Genomic DNA, 17,640 nt, shown 5'->3' on the forward strand with positions numbered 1-17,640 from the left:
ATGTTCCAGACCGACGGCTACGAGACGTACGAGAGCGTGCTCGCCCCAGACCGGTTCGAGGCGCTGGCGGCGCACTTCGAGGCCAAGCTGGCGGCCCTGCCGCGAGGACGGCGTCCCGAGCACATGGACGTGCCGCACCTGACCGATCCGGCGCTGTTCGAGTGGCTGCTGGACCCGGACGTGCTGGACCTCGTCGAGTCGCTCATCGGGCCCGACATCGCGCTGTTCTCGTCGCACTTCATCTGCAAGCCCGCCGGCGACGGCCGGCCCGTGCCGTGGCACCAGGACGCGCACTTCTGGCGCGGCAGCCTGGACCCGGCCGGTGACGCCATCACCGTCTGGCTCGCGATCGACCCGTCGACCACCGAGAACGGCTGCCTGCGGGTGATCCCCGGCAGCCACCTCGCCGCCGCCGAGCACACGGGCAGCGCCGACCCGTTCTTCAACCGGGAGACGGTGGTCGACGAGTCGCTCGCCGTCGACGTGGAACTGGAGCGCGGGGCGTGCAGCGTCCACTCGGCGATGCTCGTGCACGGGAGCCCGCCGAACCGCAGCACTTCCAGGCGGTGCGGCTACACGATGCGGTACGTGCCGACGACCGTGCGCTTCCTGCGGGCGGACGGCCACCGGATCTACCTCGCCCGCGGGCGCGACCACGCCGGCAACACCTACAGCTCGCCCGGGAGCCCTTGAGCACAGTCGAGCCGGAGCTCGTCGCCTTCGGGCGCGGCACCGCCTGACGACCGGCAGGGTCAGCCGAAGGTGAGAACGCCCTGGGCGGCCGGCTGCAGCGTCCCGACCTCGGCCTCGCTGACCTTGAGCGAGCTGGTGTCGGCGATCGGCCGGCCGTCCGTGCCGATGAAGGTGACCTCGGCCGGTGTCGCCCCGGGCAGCTCGGCGGTCATCGACCCGATGGCGACCGAGCCGGCCTCGTCGCCGACGTCGAGCTGCACGCCGGCGAACGCGGTCCTGCCCGGCTCCAGGGTGATCGACGGGCCCTCGCCGGGCACGAGCTTCTGCTCGACCGGGATGGCGGCGAGCTCGTCCGCGGGGGTGGTGAACGAGAGCTTCGGCCAGCCCTGGAACGTGAGCGGCGTCGTGCCCTCGTTCGTCACGGTGAGCAGGCCCAGGCCGGGCTTGCCCTGCAGGGTCAGCTCGGCCTTGAGCGTCGGTTCGCGCTTGTCGGACGCCGTCGCGGACGTCGACGCGGGGGACCGCGAGGTCTGCTGGGCCGCCGGGCCGGGCGTCGGCGTCGCGCAGGCCGTGGCGGCGATCGCGAGAACAACGGCGAGAACGGTGACACGCATTGGCTTACCCCTTGGCCGGCCGGTGACTGATGTTGATCATCGCCGAGTAACCGGCCCGTCACCGGGCAAACCGCCGTCGCCCGATCGTGTGGTCAGAGGGTGGCGGTCCGCACCGCCTTCGCCATGGCCTCGAAACCCTTGTCACCGGGGTGCAGGTGGTCGCCCTCGTCGTAGTCCGGCCTGATCCGCTGCGGGTCCGCCGGGTCGCGGACGACCTGGTCGAAGTCGGCGACCGCGTCGAAGTCGGGACTGGTGCGGATGAACGCGTTCACGGCCTGCCGCACCGACTCGAGCTCCTCGGTGTAGCTGTTCCAGCCCTTGAACGGTGTGATGGTCGCGCCGACGACCCGCAGGCCGCGGTCGTGCGAGCGCTGGGCGATCTGCTTCAGCGCCGCGATGATCCGGGCCGGATCGGTCTGGTGCGGCGTCTGCTGGATGTCGTTGATGCCCTCGAACACGATCACCGAGCGGACGCCGGACTGGGTGAGCACGTCGCGGTTCAGCCTCGCCTGTGCGTTGGGACCGGACGAGCCGCCGTCGAGCAGGAGCCGGTTGCCGCTGATGCCCGCGTTCAGCACGCCCAGCCGGGTGTGGACGCGGTCGGCGAGCTGGTCGGGCCAGCGCAGGTTCGCGCCCCACGTCGAGTTCGCGCCGTCGGTGATCGAGTCGCCGAGGGCCACCACGCTGCCCTTCAACGTCGACGAGCGCACGTCCACGCCCGAGACGTAGTGCCAGCTCGTCGTGCGTTCGCGGTAGGCGGCCGCGGACTCGTCGGCCGTGTGGTTGCCCTCGCGGGTGAAGTACGAGTTCTGCATGGCCAGCTGGTGGTGCGTGACGGGGCCGCCGGGCTCGGGCGTGTGGACGCTCACGAGCAGGTCGGAGTCCGCCGGGACGGTCAGCGCCACGCCGTCGCTCACCACGTCGGCACCGGGTGGAGCCGTGACGGACCGGGAGCCGCCGAACGTGAGCGTGCGCATCGTGCCGGGCAGCGCCAGCGGCGTGTCCGGGCCTGCCGCACGCGCCACCGTGACCTGGCCGAACACGACGGGCGTGCGGCCGTAGGCGTTGGAGAGGCGGACGCGGATCTCCTTGCCGCCCGCGCTGACGTGCACGATGTTGCGGATGGAGTGGTCGACGTAGCCGTTGTCGGTCCCCGGCACGGCCGAGGACGGCGCCGCCGCCCAGGTGCCGACCCATCGGGGCGGTGCGGCCTGGGCGGGAGAGGCCGCGGCCACGAGCAACGCCACCGCCAGCAGGAAACGCGTCATGTCCTCGACCTTGGCAGCGCTTTCACGCGTCCGGTAGCCGCCGATCTCCGGATCTATGCTGTGCTGCGTGTGGAACGGGGCGGAGTACCAGCGGAGGTTCGACTCGCTCGCCGAGTCGGGGATGGACGTGCACGGCGAGGCGACGTTCGTGCGCGCGTACGAACCGAAGACCGTGCTGGACGCGGGCTGCGGCACCGGGCGCGTCGGGATCGAGCTCGCGCGGCACGGCATCGAGGTCGTCGGCGCGGACCTCGACGCCTCGATGCTCGACTACGCGCGCGAGCAGGCACCGCACATCACCTGGGTGCGGTCCGACCTGGCCGAGCTCGACCTCGGGCGCACGTTCGACGTGGTCGTCATGGCGGGCAACGTGCCGCTGTTCACCGCACCCGGCACGCAGGACGCGCTCGTCGCGGGCGTCGCGCGGCACGTGGGCGGCGTGCTGGTCGCCGGGTTCAGCCTGGACCGCGGGTACACCGCCGAGCAGTACGACGAGCACTGCGCGCGAGCGGGCCTGCGGCTGGTCGAGCGGTTCGCGACGTGGGACCGCACACCGTTCGGGGGCAACGACTACGCGGTGTCCGTCCACCGTCCCGACAGGACAGAGGGCTAGGGGAGCGCGTACGCCTGCGTTGCCGCTTCGGCGAAGTCCCCGGTGAGCGGGTCGTCCTCGCGCCACGCGATCAGGACGGGCTGGGCGGCAGGCCGGCCAGCGGGACGACGACCAGCTCGTCGCCGAGGTCGTGACCGAGCGGCGCGAGACCGACGGATCCGTTCCACAGCACGGATTGCACGCACTCCTGCACGGCGCGGACGGTCGGGCCACCGCGGGGCGCGCCACCGTTCCAGTAGTCGCGCCAGACCGGGTCCGTGCCCTCCGGGGGTCTCGCGGTGCTGGAGGACGTCCGGGACCACCTGCGGGAGCTGCGCGGCGAGACGTGGCGGCGGCGCTCCGCCCCGGCCTCGCCGAGGTCGTGGCGGAGGTGCGGGTCGTGCTGGTCGAGCGGCACCCGGAGTGGGCGGGGCGGGAGTGGATCGAGCCAGGGGTGGGCTGCCTCTGCTCGAATAATTTGTCCGCTTGATGACTTCAGTGTTGACTAAAAAAAAGATTCTCGCCGAGGCGGGCGCGGATGACCTTCTTGGGCGCGCACAACGTCCAAGCGCCTATGACGAGCTCCGTCATCTCCTCGACCTCCGGCTCGGCCATGCGGGCGTGCACCCGCTGGAAGCGCATGTCGGACCGGCTCGGGAACGCGAACTTGACCGGATCGCTCGCGACGAGCGCCTCCCGTTCCTCGCGCGGGTGGCCGAAGCCGAGCACCGTCTCGTCGCGGGACAGCGCCGCGAGGACGATCTGGCCGCCGCGGAACTTCACACGATCGCGGATCAGGTGCTTGGTGGTGCGGGGCAGGGTCAGCGCGACGGCGCGGATCTTGGCGGTGGTGACCGGAATCCTCCTCGTGGCGCTGTCCCGTGTCTCGTCACTCTGGGTGGCAGGTGCAATTGCAAGCCGTTGGCAATTCCGAATTCGGCAACGGGAACGAATCGGACAATAGCGATCTGGAACTTCGCAGTTCATCATTTCTCTGTCCGGCTCCAGTTGTTGTGGTGACAACTTCTGTCGCTTGTCCCCGCGCTGTGAGCTGCTCTGATGTTTCGGATTGCCCCTTTTGGCCCACTACTGTCGAAGGTGTTATTCCAATCAAGACAGGGGAATGAAATCCCGGTGTGAGAGTGCGAACACACTCCACTTCCCCATTTCACTCGATCGGGTGAAAAGTGGTGCGATGAACCTCAAGCGTTCCCTTCCGGGGCTTCTTCCGCTCGTGCTCACCGCCTCGTTCTTCGCCGTCGGCTCCGCCGAGTCGGCCACCCCGACGCAGAGCCCGATCAACGTCACGCCCCACGCGATCCGGCTCGACCCGCACGCGGCGAAGCTCGACGTGACCTACGGCCACTCCGCCCTGGAGTTGAAGTACGTCCGCAAGGACGCGGCCAAGGCTGACGGCTGCACCACCCGCGACCACGAGGAGACGGAGGAAGCGGAGGTCGAGCCGGGCGCGGGCCACGTCACCGTGGCCGGCACCCGCTACGACCTGGTGCAGTTCCACTTCCACACGCCGTCCGAGCACCAGTTCGGCGGCCGCGGCACCCCGCTCGAGATGCACCTCGTGCACCGCAGTGCCGCCGGCAAGCTGCTGGTGGTCGGCGTCCCGCTCGTCGTCGGCTCCCACTCGGTCGTGGACGACGTGCTGGCGACGCTGTCACCTGAGTGCGGCGAGCCGGTCGAGATCGAGCCCGTCGACCTCAACCGCCTGCTGCCCCCGGGACACCACACGCTGCACTACACGGGCTCGCTGACCACGGCGCCGTTCACCGAGGGCGTCGAGTGGTACCTGACCGGCCCGCAGCACGTGACGGCGGCGGCGATCGCCCGCTTCCAGGGGCTGTTCACCACCGGCAACGCCCGTGAGCCGCAGCCGCTCAACGGCCGGACGATCGTCGAGGTGCCGCGGATCTGACGACTGGGTGCTCGGTGGGCCGGTCCCGGGGTCGGGGCCGGCCCTTCGGCTTGTGGGGCTCGGGGTGAGGAGTGGGGGAGCCGGCGGTGAGGTCCGGCCGGGGCTGCTCGGGGTGGGGCTGCGCGGGTGGTGGTGGTGGTGGTGGCGCGACCAGGGTGGCGCGACCGGGATGTCGCGCGAGGATGGGCCGGGCGCGAGGGGGTGGCGCGACCGGGGTGGCGCGCGAGGATGGGCCGGGTGCGAGAGGGTGGCGCGACGGTGGGCTGGGCGTGAGAGCGGGCCGGGCCCTGGGGCGGGTTCACAGTGGCGCCGGTGCCGGTATTCCTCGACCGCCGTGTGAGCATCGGCACCGCTCCGGAGCCTTCTGAAGCGCGTCAGAAGGACCGTAGGATCGATGCAGTAGCTAACTAATCTGCCCGCCACCTGTCTGGGGAAGCCTTGAACACCACCCGCGCCATGACCGCGCTCGCGCTCGGCGGGTTCGGCATCGGGACGACCGAGTTCGCGACGATGGGTCTGCTGCCGCAGATCGCGGAGACGTTCGGCATCCCCGACTACGAGGCGGGCCACGCGATCAGCCTGTACGCCGCGGGTGTCGTCGTCGGTGCGCCGTTGATCGCGGTCTTGGGCGCCAAGTTGCCGCGCAAGGGCATGCTGATCGGTCTGATGATCGCGGTCGCGCTCGGCAACGGGCTCTCGGCGGCCGCCCAGGACAAGACGCTTCTGCTCATCGCGCGGTTTGTCGCGGGGCTGCCGCACGGTGCGTTCTTCGGCATCGCGGCGGTCGTCGCCGCGGCGCTCGTTGCTCCCGAACGGCGTGGTACGGCTGTTGCGCGCGTAATGGTCGGTCTCACCGTGGCGAACCTTGTCGGCGTACCGCTTGCCACTGCGGCGGGGCAGCAGATCGGCTGGCGCACGGCCTACCTCGCGGTCGCGGTGATCGCCGTGATCACCGCGCTGGCGATCGCGGCCTGGGTGCCGCGGGTGCCGAAGGTCGAGGGCGCGTCGATGAAGGCCGAGGTGCGGGCGTTCGGCCGGCCGACGGTGTGGTTCGCGATCTTCACCGGCATGATCGGCTTCGGCGGCATGTTCGCCGTCTACTCCTACGTCGCGCCGCTCACGACCGAGGTCGGCGGGCTGCCGGCGGGCGCGGTGCCGTGGGTGCTCGCGGTGTTCGGCCTCGGCATGACGCTCGGCGCGACGTTCGGCGGCCGGTTCGTGGACCGGTCGGTGACGGGCTCGGTGTTCGGCGGGCTGGTCGCGGTCTGCGTGATCCTCGTGCTGTTCGGGCTCACCGCGACCGTTCCGGTGCTGCTGTTCGCGTTCCTGTTCCTGCTGGGCTTCACCATCCAGATCCTCGCGGCGGCGCTGCAGATCAGGCTGATGGACGCCTCACCCGACGCGCCGTCGCTCGCGGCCTCGTCGAACCACTCGTCGCTCAACGTCGCGAACGGCGCGGGCGCGTGGCTCGGCGGCCTGGCCATCGCGGCGGGCTGGGGCTACACCTCGACGGCGTGGGTCGGCGTGGCCCTGTCGCTGGCGGGTCTCGCGATCGCGGTGGTGTCGGTGTTCTACGAGCGGCGGGCCTTGGACCGCGAGACGGCGAACCAGACGATGGCGATGGCCAGCCCGGCGAGCACGGCCATGGAGACCCAGCCCAGGTAGCGGTCGACGAGCTCGTAGTTCTCGCCGAGCGCGTACCCGGCCAGGATCAGCGCGGTGTTCCACACGAGGCTGCCGGCCGCGGTGTAGATCGTGAACTTCAGGATCGGCATCCCGGACACCCCGGCGGGGATGGAGATCAGGCTCCGCACCACCGGCACCATGCGCCCGAAGAACACGGCTTTGTTGCCGTGCTTGTCGAACCACTCGTCGGCCTTGTCCACATCGGACGCCGTGACGAACGGGATCTTGTCCGCCGCCTTGCGCAGGCGGTCGACCCCGAGCCACGCGCCGAGCCCGTACAGCAGCAGGGCGCCGACGACGGAGCCCGCTGTCGTCCACAGGATCGCGGCGACCAGCGAGATCTTGCCCTGACCGGCGGTGAACCCGGCGAGCGGCAGGATCACCTCGCTCGGCACCGGGGGGAACACGTTCTCCAACGCGACGGCGATGCCCGCGCCGGGCGAGCCCAGCGCCTCCATCAAGCGGGTGATCCAGTCCATGGTCGTCGAATTACCCGTTTCGCCCGGTGATCCAACCTCCGGCAGGTCGCGCGACCCCGACGAGGCCCCGCTGGCCCGCTGATCGGGCACGGGTCTACCGTTGTTCGCCTTCCCTTCCTGGAGGTAGACCGTGCGAGGCGCGATCGCGGCGGGCCACCCGCTCACCGCACAGGCGGGCGCGGCGATGCTGCGCGCCGGCGGGAACGCAGTGGACGCCGCCGTCGCGGCGATGCTGACGTCGTGCGTCACCGAACCGCTGCTGACCGGCCTCGGCGCCGCCGGGTACATGATGATCGCGCCGGCCGGTGGGACCCCGGTGCTGCTCGACTTCTCCGCCGAGGCACCGGGCCGCGGGAAGGCGGGGGACAGGGCGCCGCTCGATCCCATCACCGTCCACTTCGGCGACGCGCAGCAGGAGTTCCACGTCGGGCCGTCCTCGGTCGCCGCGTACGGCATGCCGGCGGGTGCCGCGAAAGCCGCCACGTACGGGCGGGCGCCGTTGCACGAACTCGTCGCCACGGCGGCGATGCACGCCCGCGAAGGCCACCGGGTGAACCGGTACCAGGCCTACGTGACGTCGTTGCTGCTGCCGCTCGCCCGCAGTGCAGGCCTGAACGCCTTCGAGGAGGGCGAACTGCTCGTGCAGCCCGAACTCGCCGAAGCCCTCGACCGGCTCGGCGGCGACGGCGCCGCGCCGTTCTACACCGGCGACGTCGCGGCCGCGATCGCCGACTGGATCACCTCGCAGGGCGGTGACCTCACGCGCGCCGACCTCGCGGCGTACGAGGCCGTTGAGCGCGAACCGTTGCACGTGCGGCACCGCGGCCGTGACATCCACACGAACCCGCCACCCGCGGCGGGCGGTGCGCTGCTCACGCAGATGCTGGAGGCGTTGCCGGACAACCCCGCGCAGCAGGACCTCCTGCGCGCGCTCGCCACCCCGAAGGCGCACCTGAACCGCCTCGGCTCCACCACGCACATCTCCGTGCTCGACGCCGACGGCACCGCCTGCAGCGTCACGACCACGAACGGCGCAGGCTCGGGCATCTCGATCGCGGGCGTGCACCTGAACAACATGATGGGCGAGGAGGACCTGTCCCCGGACGGGTTCTTCAGCCACGCGCCCGGCGACCGCCTGCCGTCGATGATGGCGCCGACCGTCGTCACGCACCGCGGCGGCGCCGAGCTCGTGCTCGGCAGCGCGGGTTCGAGCCGGATCTGCGGCGCGATCCTGCAGGTGCTCGTGAACGTGCTCGACCGCGGCATGCCCGCCCAGGAGGCCGTCGACGCGCCCCGGATGCACCTGAGCGGGGACCACCTCCACGTCGAACCGGGAATCCGGCCGGAAAGCGAGCTGCCGGTGACGCGCTTCCGCGCCCCGAACATGTTCTTCGGCGGTTGCCAGGTGGTCGAAATGACCGAATCGGGCCAGCTCAGGGGTGGTGCAGATCACCGCAGGGACGGCGCGATCGTCGTTGTGTGAGATTTTGCCCGCATAATGGGATATATGGTTTCCTGATTCACCGCTCGACGCGCACGATGGGCGGGTGCCGGCACTCAGCGAGAGAAGATCCTCGCCGCTCCTGTCCCGTACGTTCCTCCAACTCTCCGTCATCAGCGTCGTGTCCGGCGTGTCGATGGCGTTCGCCCTGCCGTTCAACTCGCTCTTCCTCACGAGCGAGATCAAGGTGACGCCGTTCCAGCTCGGCTTCTTCCTGATCGCGAGCCCGCTCGCGTCGGTCGTCGCCAGCACGGTCATGGGCAAGCTGTCCGACGGCCGCGTGCAGCGCCGGTACATGCTCGCCGCGGGCGGTGTCGCCGGTGCGGTCGGCTACGGCCTGTTCGCCGTCCTGCGCGACTACTGGTTCCTGCTCGGCACGTCCGTCGTCTTCATCGCGATCACCGGGTCGTTGCTGCCGCAGCTCTTCGCGTACGGCCGCCAGGTCTCCCGGGGACCGTCGATGGTCGTCAGCGTCCTGCGCACACTGCTGTCGGTCGCCTGGGTCGCCGGACCGCCGGTGGCCGCGCTGCTCGTCGCGAAGACCGGGTGGGTCGGCCTGTTCGCCTCCACGGCCCTGCTGCAGCTCGGCGTCGCGGTCCTCGCGCTCACCCTCCCCGTGCCGCCCGCTCGGGACGAGGAGGCGGAAGCGGTCGAGGAGGCTGCGGGACCGACACGCGGCAACATGACCGTCGTGTCCGCCGCGTTCCTGTTCCTGCAGGGCGCCGTGGCGCTCGCGGTGAGCGGCCTGCCGTTGTTCGTCACGACCGAGCTGAACGGCACGGCCGGCGACGCCGGGCTCGCGATGGGGCTGTGCGCGGCGCTCGAAATCCCGATGATGCTGTGGTTCGGCTCGCTGGCGAACCGGATGTCGCAGCACAAGCTCGTGCTCATCGGCGCAGTGATCGCGTTGGGCTACCACGGACTGATGGTGTTCACCGACGCCATCTGGCAGGTGATGGCCGCGCAGCTGCTGCACGCCACCGTCATCTCGTTGATCATGGGTGTGGGCATCACGTACTTCCAGAGCCTCGACCCCGGCCGCCCCGGCCACGCCACGACGATGTTCAGCAACACCCAGATCGTCGGCAGCATGGTCGCGGGCGCGTTGCTCGGCGTCTCCCAGGGGCTGGGCTTCCGCTGGGTCTACGGCTTCAGCCTCGCGATGAGCGTGCTCGGACTGGCGCTGCTGCTGGTCGCGGGCAGGTTCACCGCACCGTCGAGGCGGTGACCCGCGGCTCCTCGCCGACGCCGAGGTAGAAGATCCCCTTGATCGTCTCGAAGCCGAGGCTGGGGTTGCGGCGCAACGTCGAGCCGCCCTCCACCGACAGGGAGCCCGTCCTGTCGTTGCTGACGAAGAAGATCGCGCCGCCGCCCTCGTCGGCCTGGTTGTCCTCGATCAGCGTGCCGGCGATCCGCAGCGTGAACGTGTTGCCGTCGTTGTAGATCGCGCCACCGCTGCCGCCACCCGGCGTGCCCGCGCGCGCCGGGTTGGCGCCGCGGCCGATGGCCTTGTTGCCCTTCATCAGGCTGTTGAGCACGACCCACGACGCGCCGATGCTGCTGAGCGCGCCGCCGTTGGAGCACACGCCGCCCTCGAACGTGCTGCCGGTGATGTGGACCGGTTTCTTCTCGGCCCGGTCGATCACGCGGATCGCGGCGCCGCCGAGGTCGGGACCGGCCGCGTCGCAGCGGTTGTTCGCGAAGCGCGAGTTCACGACCTTGAGCTGGCCGCCGAGCACCATGATGGCGCCGCCGCCCCCGCCGTCGGCCGTGTCCCCGGTCGAGTTGCCGTCGGCGAGGGTGATGTTCTGGACGACCAGCCGGGGACCGTTCTGCTCGAGCAGCCGGCGCTGTCCCCGGCCGCTCAGCGTGATCCGGCCGCCGCCGTCGAGCACCGTCCTCGCGCGGACCTTCGCGGTCGCGGTCATCGGGATGGTGTGCGCCTGCGGACCGCAGTCGAACGTGACGACCCCGCCCGCGGCGACCGCGGCGACCACGGCCTGCGACGTGCAGCTCGCGGGCGTGCCGGTGCCGATCACGCGGGTGGGCTTCGAGGTGTCCTCGGCGGCGGCCTCGGCCGGGACGGCGGCGGTGCCGGCGGGGTTGCCGAACTTCGCGGCGGGAGCGGGAGGAGCCGGGGACGGAGCGGACGAGGGAGAGGCGCCGCTCGGCGGTGGTGTCGTCGGCACGACCGTCACGGTCTGCGAGGTCGACGTCAGGGGTGATCGCGGTCCTGCGACGGGGGAACCGGGGATCGCCGTGCCGCACCCCGCCACGAGGGCGGCGAGCAGCACGACGGCCCGTCTACCTGAGGGCATGGCGGGCACCCTGAACGGGCTGCGAGGGCTTGGCCAGCACCTCGCCGGCCGAGGCGGGACCGGGGCGTTCCGCGGGGTGTTCCCCGGCCGTGATCGGCCTTGCCGGAACCCGCTCCGGTCCGGTCGTCGTGACGGTGCGCAGACGAACATCGCGACGACCGGCACGGCGTGCGGTGCGATGAGCACAAACGACCATTCGTGAAAGAACCACACGTTCGGGTGGTTCTGCCTCCCTGGCACACTGCGCTCCGTGCCGACCCAGTTCCCCGACGAACCACCGACCGAGCGCCACGTGGCGCCCGACCCGGCGTTGATGGAGGCTGCCCGCGCCAGGGGAGCCGCTCGCTGGGCCGCGGCCGGTGACCGGGCGGCGCGGGAGCGGAAGCCGCCGGCCGACGGCCCGTTCAAGCCGCGTGCCGCCGCGATCGCCGCCATCGTCGCGCTGCTCGTGCTCGGCGGGATCGCGGTCGCGACGTTCGACGGTGACCCCGGTGACGGCGGGACCGACCTCGCGCAGCCCTCGCACAGCTACCTCCCCGGCCTGATCACCCCGCCGGAGGAGCTGCCGGAGGAGTCCGCGCCGAGCCTGGTGCCGACGCAGAACGCCGTGCCGCCGCCCGCCCCGGACACGGGCAGGGCACCCGCGGGCGTCAGGTCGTTCACCACCGGCCCCGGCTGCGGCGGGTTCAGCGGCGTCGGCTCGTACCGCGACGGCCGCAAGGGCTGGGTCGACCACGGCGACGGCCGGTGCGGCTCGACGTTCGTGTCGATCCCGATGTCCGGGGACGCCCGCCGCGACGACAGCTCCGCGTACGGCATGTGGACGTTCGCGGCCTCCGGCACGTGCGAGCTCTCCGTGCACATCCCGAACGGCAACCTCGACCAGGTCGGGGGTAACCCGACCGTGTACTACGTGTTCGACCGCAACGGCGTCGGCGGCGCCCCGATGGCGTCGTTCGCGATCAAGCAGGTCGACAAGCGCGGCCAGTGGGTCGTCGCCGGGAAGTTCAAGGCCAGCGGAAACCTGACCGTGCAGCTGCTCACCCGAGGTCAGGACTGGAACGGCTCCGGACCCACCCACGCCCATCACGCCGCCGGTGCCGTCAGGGCAGACTGCACGGCGTGACAAGAGATCTGCACCTGGTCCGGCACGGCGAAGCGACGAAGGACGGGTCCCGGCTGACGGCGCGGGGCCGCAAGCAGGCCGAGGCGCTCGCGGAACGGTTGCGGGGCACGGGTTTCGCCGCCGTGCACCACGGTCCTGCCGCCCGCACGGCGGAGACCGCGTCGATCGTCGCCGGTGTGCTGCGCGTGCCTTGCCGCGTCGAGGCGGCCGCCGACGAGTACGTGCCGCACTTCGTCCCGGACCACGACGAGTTCTTCGACCGGTTCCCCGAGTCCGAGCGCACCCGCGGCCCCGCCCTGGCGCACGAGGCCGAGACCCGGTTCGCACGCCCCGGCGACGGCCCCGTGCTGGTCGTGACGCACGCGTTCCTGATCGGCTGGCTCGTGCGGGACGCCCTGGACGCCCCGCCCGAGCGGTGGCTGACACTGGACCACGACCACGCCGCGCTGACCGTCATCCGCTACACGACCGGTGAGTCACCCCGCCTGGTGCGGTTCAACGACGGCGGGCACCTCAGCTCGCCTTGAGCGTGAGCAGCGTGATCTCGCTGGGCGCGAAGACGCGCATCGGCGGGCCCCAGAAGCCGGAGCCGCGGCTGGTGTAGAGCTGGGTGCGGTCGCCGTGCCTGCTCAGGCCGGCGACCACCGGCTGCTGCAGCCGCACCAGGTAGTGGAACGGCCAGATCTGACCGCCGTGCGTGTGCCCGGACAGCTGCAGGTCCACGCCCGCCGCGACGGACTTCCCGACCTCCGACGGCTGGTGCGCCAGCAGCACGACCGGTGCGCCGGGGTCGGCACCGCGCAGCGCCGTGGCGAGGTCGGCGGCGTGGCCGGGCTCGCCGGAGTGGCTCGCCGTGACGTCGTCGATCCCGGCGAACACGAGCTTGGCGCCGCCGCGCTCCAGCACCACGTGCTCGTTGCGCAGCGCCTTCCAGCCCAGGCGGGTCATGAGGTCGACCCAGCCCTGGCCGTTCGAGTAGTACTCGTGGTTGCCGGTGATGTAGAAGCGGTGCCCGGTGTTGACGTCGCCGAGCGGTGTGGCCTGCTCCAGGCGCTGCTCGGCGGTGCCGTCCGCGATGTCGCCGACGTGCACGGCGACGTCCGCGCCGAGGCCGTTGACCGCGTCGACCATGCCCCGGGACCACTTCGCGCGGTTGATGGCGCCGTAGTGCGTGTCGGTGATGACCGCGACGGTCAGGCCGTCGAACGCGGGGTCGAGCCGGGGAATCGTCACGGCTTGCCGCTTGATCCGGGGTACGCGCATCGCCTCGTACACGCCGTACACCGTCACGGTGACGATGAGGACGGCCAGCAGCACCGCGACGAACCGGGAGCGGAACGGGTTCTCGACCCCCGCCACCGCCAGGCCGATCCGCACCACGTCGGAGATCAGCGTCCAGACGAACGCGATCCAGACGAAGCCGAGCAGGAACTGCGAGATGCGCGCCGCCCGGTCACTGCCGCGCCGCGTGAACAGCACGATCATCGTGATGGCCGCCGCGACGAACAGCACCGCGGCGATCGGGCGGACCGGGTCCGGCCACTCCGCGCTCGCCGCGAACAGCCCCTCGAAGGGCACCCAGAACAGCAGCGTCGTCACGGCGAAGAGGACGAGCGTGAACACCACCCGACGAACCGTGACGCGGGGCCGGGCAGCGGTGGTCGTCATGCTTCCATCCTCCTGGAAAGGGCCTGGAACTCGTTCAACGCACAACGGCCGCCGTTTGTTCGCTCCCATCGGCGTAGACGTCCGTCACAGGCGTTCGCGCTGTTCGCCACGCAACCGGCGGGAGCTTCGGGAGTCTTGTAATCGACACCGGAACAACAACCTCGAAGTGGGTCACATGATCTTCTACACCGACGAGGAGAGCCGCACCCTGCGCACCGCGGTGTACGGCGCGATGCTGCTGGTCTCGCACGCCGACCCCGGTCCCGTGCTGGAGGAGCGCTTCGCCGGCCTGCGTGCCCTGCGCAACCTCTCGCCGGACCTGCGCACCGTCCTGGGCGGCGCGCGCCCGTCGGTGCCGGCGGGGACCGACGAGGAGATCGAGCCGATCATCCTCGAGGCGCTGCGCTCGTCGATGAAGACGCTGGCCGCCAAGTCGCCGGAGGACGCCGCCGGCTTCCCCCGCGGTGTGCTCGCGATCTGCCGTGAGGTCGCCGAGGCGGATGGTGTCGTGGTGGACGCCGAGGACGCGATGGTGGCGCGGATCGAGGGCGCGCTGGCGCTGTGAGCCCTGGGCCGTTCCGGTGAACGGCCCAGCCGCGGAGTCCGCGTCCCACCTGGTGGGCGCTGCTCCGAAAGGTCGATGGCGCGGTGGCGGTGCGGTGCCAGGGTGGATCTCCAAGGGGATCGACACCGGGGAGTGCCGCCATGGAACTGTCGCGTCGCGAACTGCTGACCCGCACCGGCCAGGCCGCCGCCGTCGCCACCGCCGCCTCCGCGCTCACGACCGGCGCCGCGCGGGCGGAACCGGGGTCGCGGGTGAAGCTGACACAGGGCACCAACATCTCGGTCGCGCGCTCGCGGGACGGCCGGTGGCTCGCCATCGACCTCGTCACCGCCATCTGGGTGCTGCCGGCTTCGGGCGGGGAGGCGCGCAAGCTCACCGACGAGCTGCAGGACGCCACGCTGCCCTCTTTCGGGCCCGGCAACCGGATCGCGTTCCAGTCCTACCGGGACGGCAACTACCACCTGTACGTCATCGGGTTCGACGGCCGCGGGTTGGAGCAGCTCACGTCCGGCCGGTACGACCACCGCGAGCCCGCCTTCTCGCCCGACGGCAAGCGCATCGCGTTCGTCAGCGACCGGGCCGGCAGCTACGGCGTGCACGTGCTCGACGTGGCCACGAACCAGATCACGCAGCTCACCGGTGTGCCGGACGAGGCAGCGGCACCGCAGTGGTCCGCCGACGGCACGCGGATCATCTTCACCGTCGGCAACGCGGCGGTCGACACCGTGACGCTCGACGGCAAGCGTGAACGGCTCGTCACGGCGCCCGCGGGCACGCAGCTGTTCGGTGCGGCGTTCGGGCCTGGCGATCAGCCCTGCTACACGCGGATGCGGCCCGGTCAGGCAGACCTCGTGCTCGGCACGACCGCGGTCGTGAGCGGGCAGGACGTCTTCGGGTTCGCGCCGGTCTGGGACGGTGACAGCGTTCTCTACACGGCGGACGGCAAGATCCGCAGCCTCACCCGCGGGTCCACGGAGGACATCCCGTTCGAGGCGACGGTTCCGGTGCGGGAGAACCGCGGGCAGCACCGGGCCCGGAACCTCACCGGTGGCGCGGTGAAGGGCATCGCGAGCCCGGTCGTGTCGAGCGACGGGAAGATCGCGTTCCGGGCGTTGAACGCGCTGTACCTGCTCAGCGACGGCAAGGCCGTGAAGCTGACCGACGGCCGGTACTTCGACTCGGACCCGGACTTCTCGCCCGACGGCGGGAAGCTCGTCTACGCGAGCGACCGGACCGGCGTTGCGCAGCTCCGGATCCGCGACCTGGCCTCGGGCGAGGACGAGCTGTTCGCGCCCGCACCGCACGCGCAGACCACGCCCCGGTTCTCGCCGGACGGGACGCGGGTCGCGTACCTCGACCAGGACGGCCAGGTGTGGATCACGGACCGGCAGGCGCGCAGGCAGGTCACGCCCGCGTTGTTCCAGCCTGGCCGGCCGACCTGGTCGAAGGACGGCGGCACGGTCGCGCTGGCGGCGGTGAAGCCGTTCTCGCGGCGGTTCCGCGAGGGCACCAGCCAGGTCCTGAGCGTCGACCTCGCGAGCGGTGAGCTGACGTACACCGAGCCGATGCCCTTCCGCTCCATCGCGACCCGCGGCGACGACGGCCCCGTGTGGTCGCCGGACGGCAGGCACCTCGCGTTCGTCGTGGAGAGCGTCGCGTGGGTCGTGCCGGTCGACGCCAGGGGCACGTTCCGGGGCGAGCCGCGCAGGGTGACGAACGAGGTCACCGACTCGTTGGCGTGGCACGGCAACGATGCGCTGGTGTACCTGAACAACGGCTGGCTTCGGAAGTCCACTTTGGACGGCAGGGTCACGACGATCCGCCACGGCCTGACGTGGCGCAGGCCGAAGCCCCCTGAGCGCAGGGTGATCCGCGTCGGCGCCTGCTGGGACGGCGAGGCGCACCGGCTCCGGCGCGACGTCGACATCGTCGTGGCGAACGGCAGGGTCGAGGAGGTCCGGCCGCAGCGGGGACGGGCCGACGTCGACGCGTCGGGCCTGACCGCCATCCCCGGGCTGATCGACGCCCACAACCACTGGCACCTGCGCGGCCGCCAGTGGGGCGCGCGGCAGGGCAACGTCTGGCTCGCGTACGGCGTCACGACCGTCCGCTCACCCGGAGACCCGGTCTACCAGATGGTCGAGACCAGGGAGGCGCTCGCCGCGGGAACCCTGACGGGGCCGCGGTTCTACGCGACCGGCGAGGCGGTCGACGGCTCCCGCGTCTACTACAACTTCATGCGGCCGACGCTCAGCAGGGCGCAGCTCGACCTCGAACTGCGCCGCGCCCACGAGCTCGGCTACGACCTGCTCAAGACCTACGTCCGCCTGCCGGTGGAGCTGCAACGCGCCGCCGTGCAGCGGTCACGGGTGCCGCTCTCCAGCCACTACCTCTACCCGGCCGCGAACATCGGCATGCACGGCATGGAGCACGTCGGCGCCACCAACCGCCTCGGCTACTCCCACACGATCACCCGCCAGGGCAGGGCGTACCAGGACGTGGTGGCCCTGTTCACCCGCTCCGGCATGTCCATCACGCCCACGCTCTTCCAGTCGCGCGCCCTCTACGACACCGACAAGTCGCTCGTCACCGACGAACGCACCCGCGTGCTCTACCCGCCGTGGGAGTACGAGCGCTACGTCGCCGACGCCAACGGCCAGGGCACCCCGTCCGGCACGTCGTCGCGCGCGATCCTGCGCGGCTGGGTCGAGCTGGCGCTCGAGGTCCACCGCGGCGGCGGGTTCGTCATCACCGGCACCGACGCACCGCTCGACAGCCCCGCCACCGCGACGCACATGAACCTGCGCGCCCTCGTCGAATACGGCTTCACACCACGGGAAGCGCTCATCACCGCGACCCGCAACCCGGCGAGGTGGCTGGGCCTGCCGCTCGGCGCGATCAAGCCCGGCGCGCCCGCCGACATCGCTTTCGTCGAGGGGGATCCGCTGGCGGACATCAAGGCCGCGGCCGCCGTGCGGCAGGTGATGGTGGGTGGGCGGCTCCACAGCGTGCCCGACCTGCTCGAGCCGTACCGGCAGACGCCGGCTCTCGCGATGTCGGCGGCGCTCGAGCCGTTGCGTTCGGCGGAGAAGAAGCACTGGTGGCACGAGCCGGAGTGGGCCGAGCGGGTCTGCTGCGACCACTGAGCCGGCACGACGTCGAAGCGGGAGCGGCCCGTCCGAGATGAGCCGTGGTCAGGC

17 protein-coding genes are annotated in these 17,640 nt (G+C 71.4%); 10 read left to right on the top strand and 7 right to left on the bottom strand.

The window, feature by feature from the left end:
• Entirely contained in the window at window positions 1-693 is a 693-nt protein-coding gene (locus tag L6E10_RS21195; RefSeq protein ID WP_236221259.1) for a phytanoyl-CoA dioxygenase family protein, read from the top strand.
• Between the two features lie 59 nt (window positions 694-752).
• On the opposite strand, the gene L6E10_RS21200 is transcribed toward L6E10_RS21195, so the two are convergent.
• Window positions 753-1,307 carry a DUF4232 domain-containing protein gene (locus L6E10_RS21200; RefSeq protein WP_236221260.1) on the bottom strand — a complete coding sequence of 185 codons (555 nt, stop codon included), beginning with the start codon at window positions 1,305-1,307 and terminating at the stop codon, window positions 753-755.
• Window positions 1,308-1,399: 92 nt separating this feature from the next.
• Window positions 1,400-2,575, bottom strand: a complete 1,176-nt coding sequence (locus L6E10_RS21205) for an SGNH/GDSL hydrolase family protein (protein WP_236221261.1) — start codon at window positions 2,573-2,575, stop codon at window positions 1,400-1,402.
• Window positions 2,576-2,642: 67 nt separating this feature from the next.
• Between L6E10_RS21205 and L6E10_RS21210 the strand changes: the two genes are divergently transcribed.
• On the top strand, window positions 2,643-3,188 hold the full coding sequence (locus L6E10_RS21210) for a class I SAM-dependent methyltransferase (RefSeq protein WP_236221262.1): 546 nt from the start codon (window positions 2,643-2,645) through the stop codon (window positions 3,186-3,188).
• Window positions 3,189-3,258: 70 nt separating this feature from the next.
• Here L6E10_RS21210 and L6E10_RS40885 read toward each other — a convergent pair whose 3' ends face one another.
• Window positions 3,259-3,585: a hypothetical protein gene (locus L6E10_RS40885; RefSeq protein ID WP_308102839.1), complete on the bottom strand. Its 327-nt coding sequence runs from the start codon at window positions 3,583-3,585 to the stop codon at window positions 3,259-3,261.
• Between the two features lie 77 nt (window positions 3,586-3,662).
• Window positions 3,663-4,190, bottom strand: a complete 528-nt coding sequence (locus L6E10_RS21220) for a hypothetical protein (RefSeq protein ID WP_236221263.1) — start codon at window positions 4,188-4,190, stop codon at window positions 3,663-3,665.
• 172 nt (window positions 4,191-4,362) lie between these two features.
• Here L6E10_RS21220 and L6E10_RS21225 point away from each other — a divergent pair, with 172 nt between their 5' ends.
• Both L6E10_RS21225 and L6E10_RS21230 read left to right on the top strand, forming a co-directional pair.
• Window positions 4,363-5,097, top strand: coding sequence for a carbonic anhydrase family protein (locus L6E10_RS21225; RefSeq protein WP_236221264.1), 735 nt, complete (start codon window positions 4,363-4,365; stop codon window positions 5,095-5,097).
• A 456-nt stretch (window positions 5,098-5,553) separates the two neighbouring features.
• Window positions 5,554-6,762 (top strand): MFS transporter, encoded by a 1,209-nt coding sequence (locus tag L6E10_RS21230; RefSeq protein ID WP_236221265.1) that lies wholly within the window; start codon window positions 5,554-5,556, stop codon window positions 6,760-6,762.
• Here the strand turns inward: L6E10_RS21230 and L6E10_RS21235 are convergent.
• Entirely contained in the window at window positions 6,669-7,262 is a 594-nt protein-coding gene (locus L6E10_RS21235; protein WP_236221266.1) for a DedA family protein, read from the bottom strand. The genes L6E10_RS21230 and L6E10_RS21235 overlap by 94 nt on opposite strands.
• Window positions 7,263-7,392: 130 nt before the next feature.
• Here L6E10_RS21235 and L6E10_RS21240 point away from each other — a divergent pair, with 130 nt between their 5' ends.
• Window positions 7,393-8,745, top strand: coding sequence for a gamma-glutamyltransferase (locus L6E10_RS21240; RefSeq protein ID WP_236221267.1), 1,353 nt, complete (start codon window positions 7,393-7,395; stop codon window positions 8,743-8,745).
• Between the two features lie 64 nt (window positions 8,746-8,809).
• Window positions 8,810-9,991, top strand: a complete 1,182-nt coding sequence (locus tag L6E10_RS21245; protein WP_236221268.1) for an MFS transporter — start codon at window positions 8,810-8,812, stop codon at window positions 9,989-9,991.
• Here the strand turns inward: L6E10_RS21245 and L6E10_RS21250 are convergent.
• Entirely contained in the window at window positions 9,969-11,081 is a 1,113-nt protein-coding gene (locus L6E10_RS21250; protein WP_236221269.1) for a hypothetical protein, read from the bottom strand. The genes L6E10_RS21245 and L6E10_RS21250 overlap by 23 nt on opposite strands.
• A gap of 250 nt (window positions 11,082-11,331) precedes the next feature.
• Between L6E10_RS21250 and L6E10_RS21255 the strand changes: the two genes are divergently transcribed.
• Window positions 11,332-12,207 carry a hypothetical protein gene (locus L6E10_RS21255; protein WP_236221270.1) on the top strand — a complete coding sequence of 292 codons (876 nt, stop codon included), beginning with the start codon at window positions 11,332-11,334 and terminating at the stop codon, window positions 12,205-12,207.
• Entirely contained in the window at window positions 12,204-12,734 is a 531-nt protein-coding gene (locus L6E10_RS21260; protein WP_236221271.1) for a histidine phosphatase family protein, read from the top strand. Before L6E10_RS21255 ends, L6E10_RS21260 begins: the two co-directional genes overlap by 4 nt.
• Here the strand turns inward: L6E10_RS21260 and L6E10_RS21265 are convergent.
• On the bottom strand, window positions 12,721-13,875 hold the full coding sequence (locus tag L6E10_RS21265; protein ID WP_236221272.1) for a metallophosphoesterase: 1,155 nt from the start codon (window positions 13,873-13,875) through the stop codon (window positions 12,721-12,723). The two genes, L6E10_RS21260 and L6E10_RS21265, sit on opposite strands and share 14 nt — an antisense overlap.
• 175 nt (window positions 13,876-14,050) lie before the next feature.
• Between L6E10_RS21265 and L6E10_RS21270 the strand changes: the two genes are divergently transcribed.
• Together L6E10_RS21270 and L6E10_RS21275 are read left to right on the top strand one after the other, a co-directional pair.
• Window positions 14,051-14,440, top strand: coding sequence for a hypothetical protein (locus tag L6E10_RS21270; RefSeq protein WP_236221273.1), 390 nt, complete (start codon window positions 14,051-14,053; stop codon window positions 14,438-14,440).
• 140 nt (window positions 14,441-14,580) lie between these two features.
• The gene (locus L6E10_RS21275) at window positions 14,581-17,586 is read left to right on the top strand and encodes an amidohydrolase family protein (protein ID WP_236221274.1); all 3,006 of its coding nucleotides are present in this window, start codon (window positions 14,581-14,583) and stop codon (window positions 17,584-17,586) included.
• The last annotated feature ends 54 nt before the right edge of the window (window positions 17,587-17,640 follow it).

Source organism: Lentzea sp. CC55, assembly GCF_021056325.1.
In the GTDB taxonomy this organism is placed as follows: domain Bacteria; phylum Actinomycetota; class Actinomycetes; order Mycobacteriales; family Pseudonocardiaceae; genus Lentzea; species Lentzea jiangxiensis.

Bases quoted from the DNA above. Each gene is read 5' to 3' on its own strand.
- L6E10_RS21275 (WP_236221274.1), top strand. From the start codon at position 14,581: ATGGAACTGTCGCGTCGCGAACTGCTGACCCGCACCGGCCAGGCCGCC.
- L6E10_RS21225 (WP_236221264.1), top strand. From the start codon at position 4,363: ATGAACCTCAAGCGTTCCCTTCCGGGGCTTCTTCCGCTCGTGCTCACC.
- L6E10_RS21230 (WP_236221265.1), top strand. From the start codon at position 5,554: ATGACCGCGCTCGCGCTCGGCGGGTTCGGCATCGGGACGACCGAGTTC.
- L6E10_RS21265 (WP_236221272.1), bottom strand. From the start codon at position 13,875: ATGACGACCACCGCTGCCCGGCCCCGCGTCACGGTTCGTCGGGTGGTG.
- L6E10_RS21195 (WP_236221259.1), top strand. From the start codon at position 1: ATGTTCCAGACCGACGGCTACGAGACGTACGAGAGCGTGCTCGCCCCA.
- L6E10_RS21200 (WP_236221260.1), bottom strand. From the start codon at position 1,307: ATGCGTGTCACCGTTCTCGCCGTTGTTCTCGCGATCGCCGCCACGGCC.
- L6E10_RS21270 (WP_236221273.1), top strand. From the start codon at position 14,051: ATGATCTTCTACACCGACGAGGAGAGCCGCACCCTGCGCACCGCGGTG.
- L6E10_RS21235 (WP_236221266.1), bottom strand. From the start codon at position 7,262: ATGGACTGGATCACCCGCTTGATGGAGGCGCTGGGCTCGCCCGGCGCG.
- L6E10_RS21205 (WP_236221261.1), bottom strand. From the start codon at position 2,575: ATGACGCGTTTCCTGCTGGCGGTGGCGTTGCTCGTGGCCGCGGCCTCT.
- L6E10_RS21250 (WP_236221269.1), bottom strand. From the start codon at position 11,081: ATGCCCTCAGGTAGACGGGCCGTCGTGCTGCTCGCCGCCCTCGTGGCG.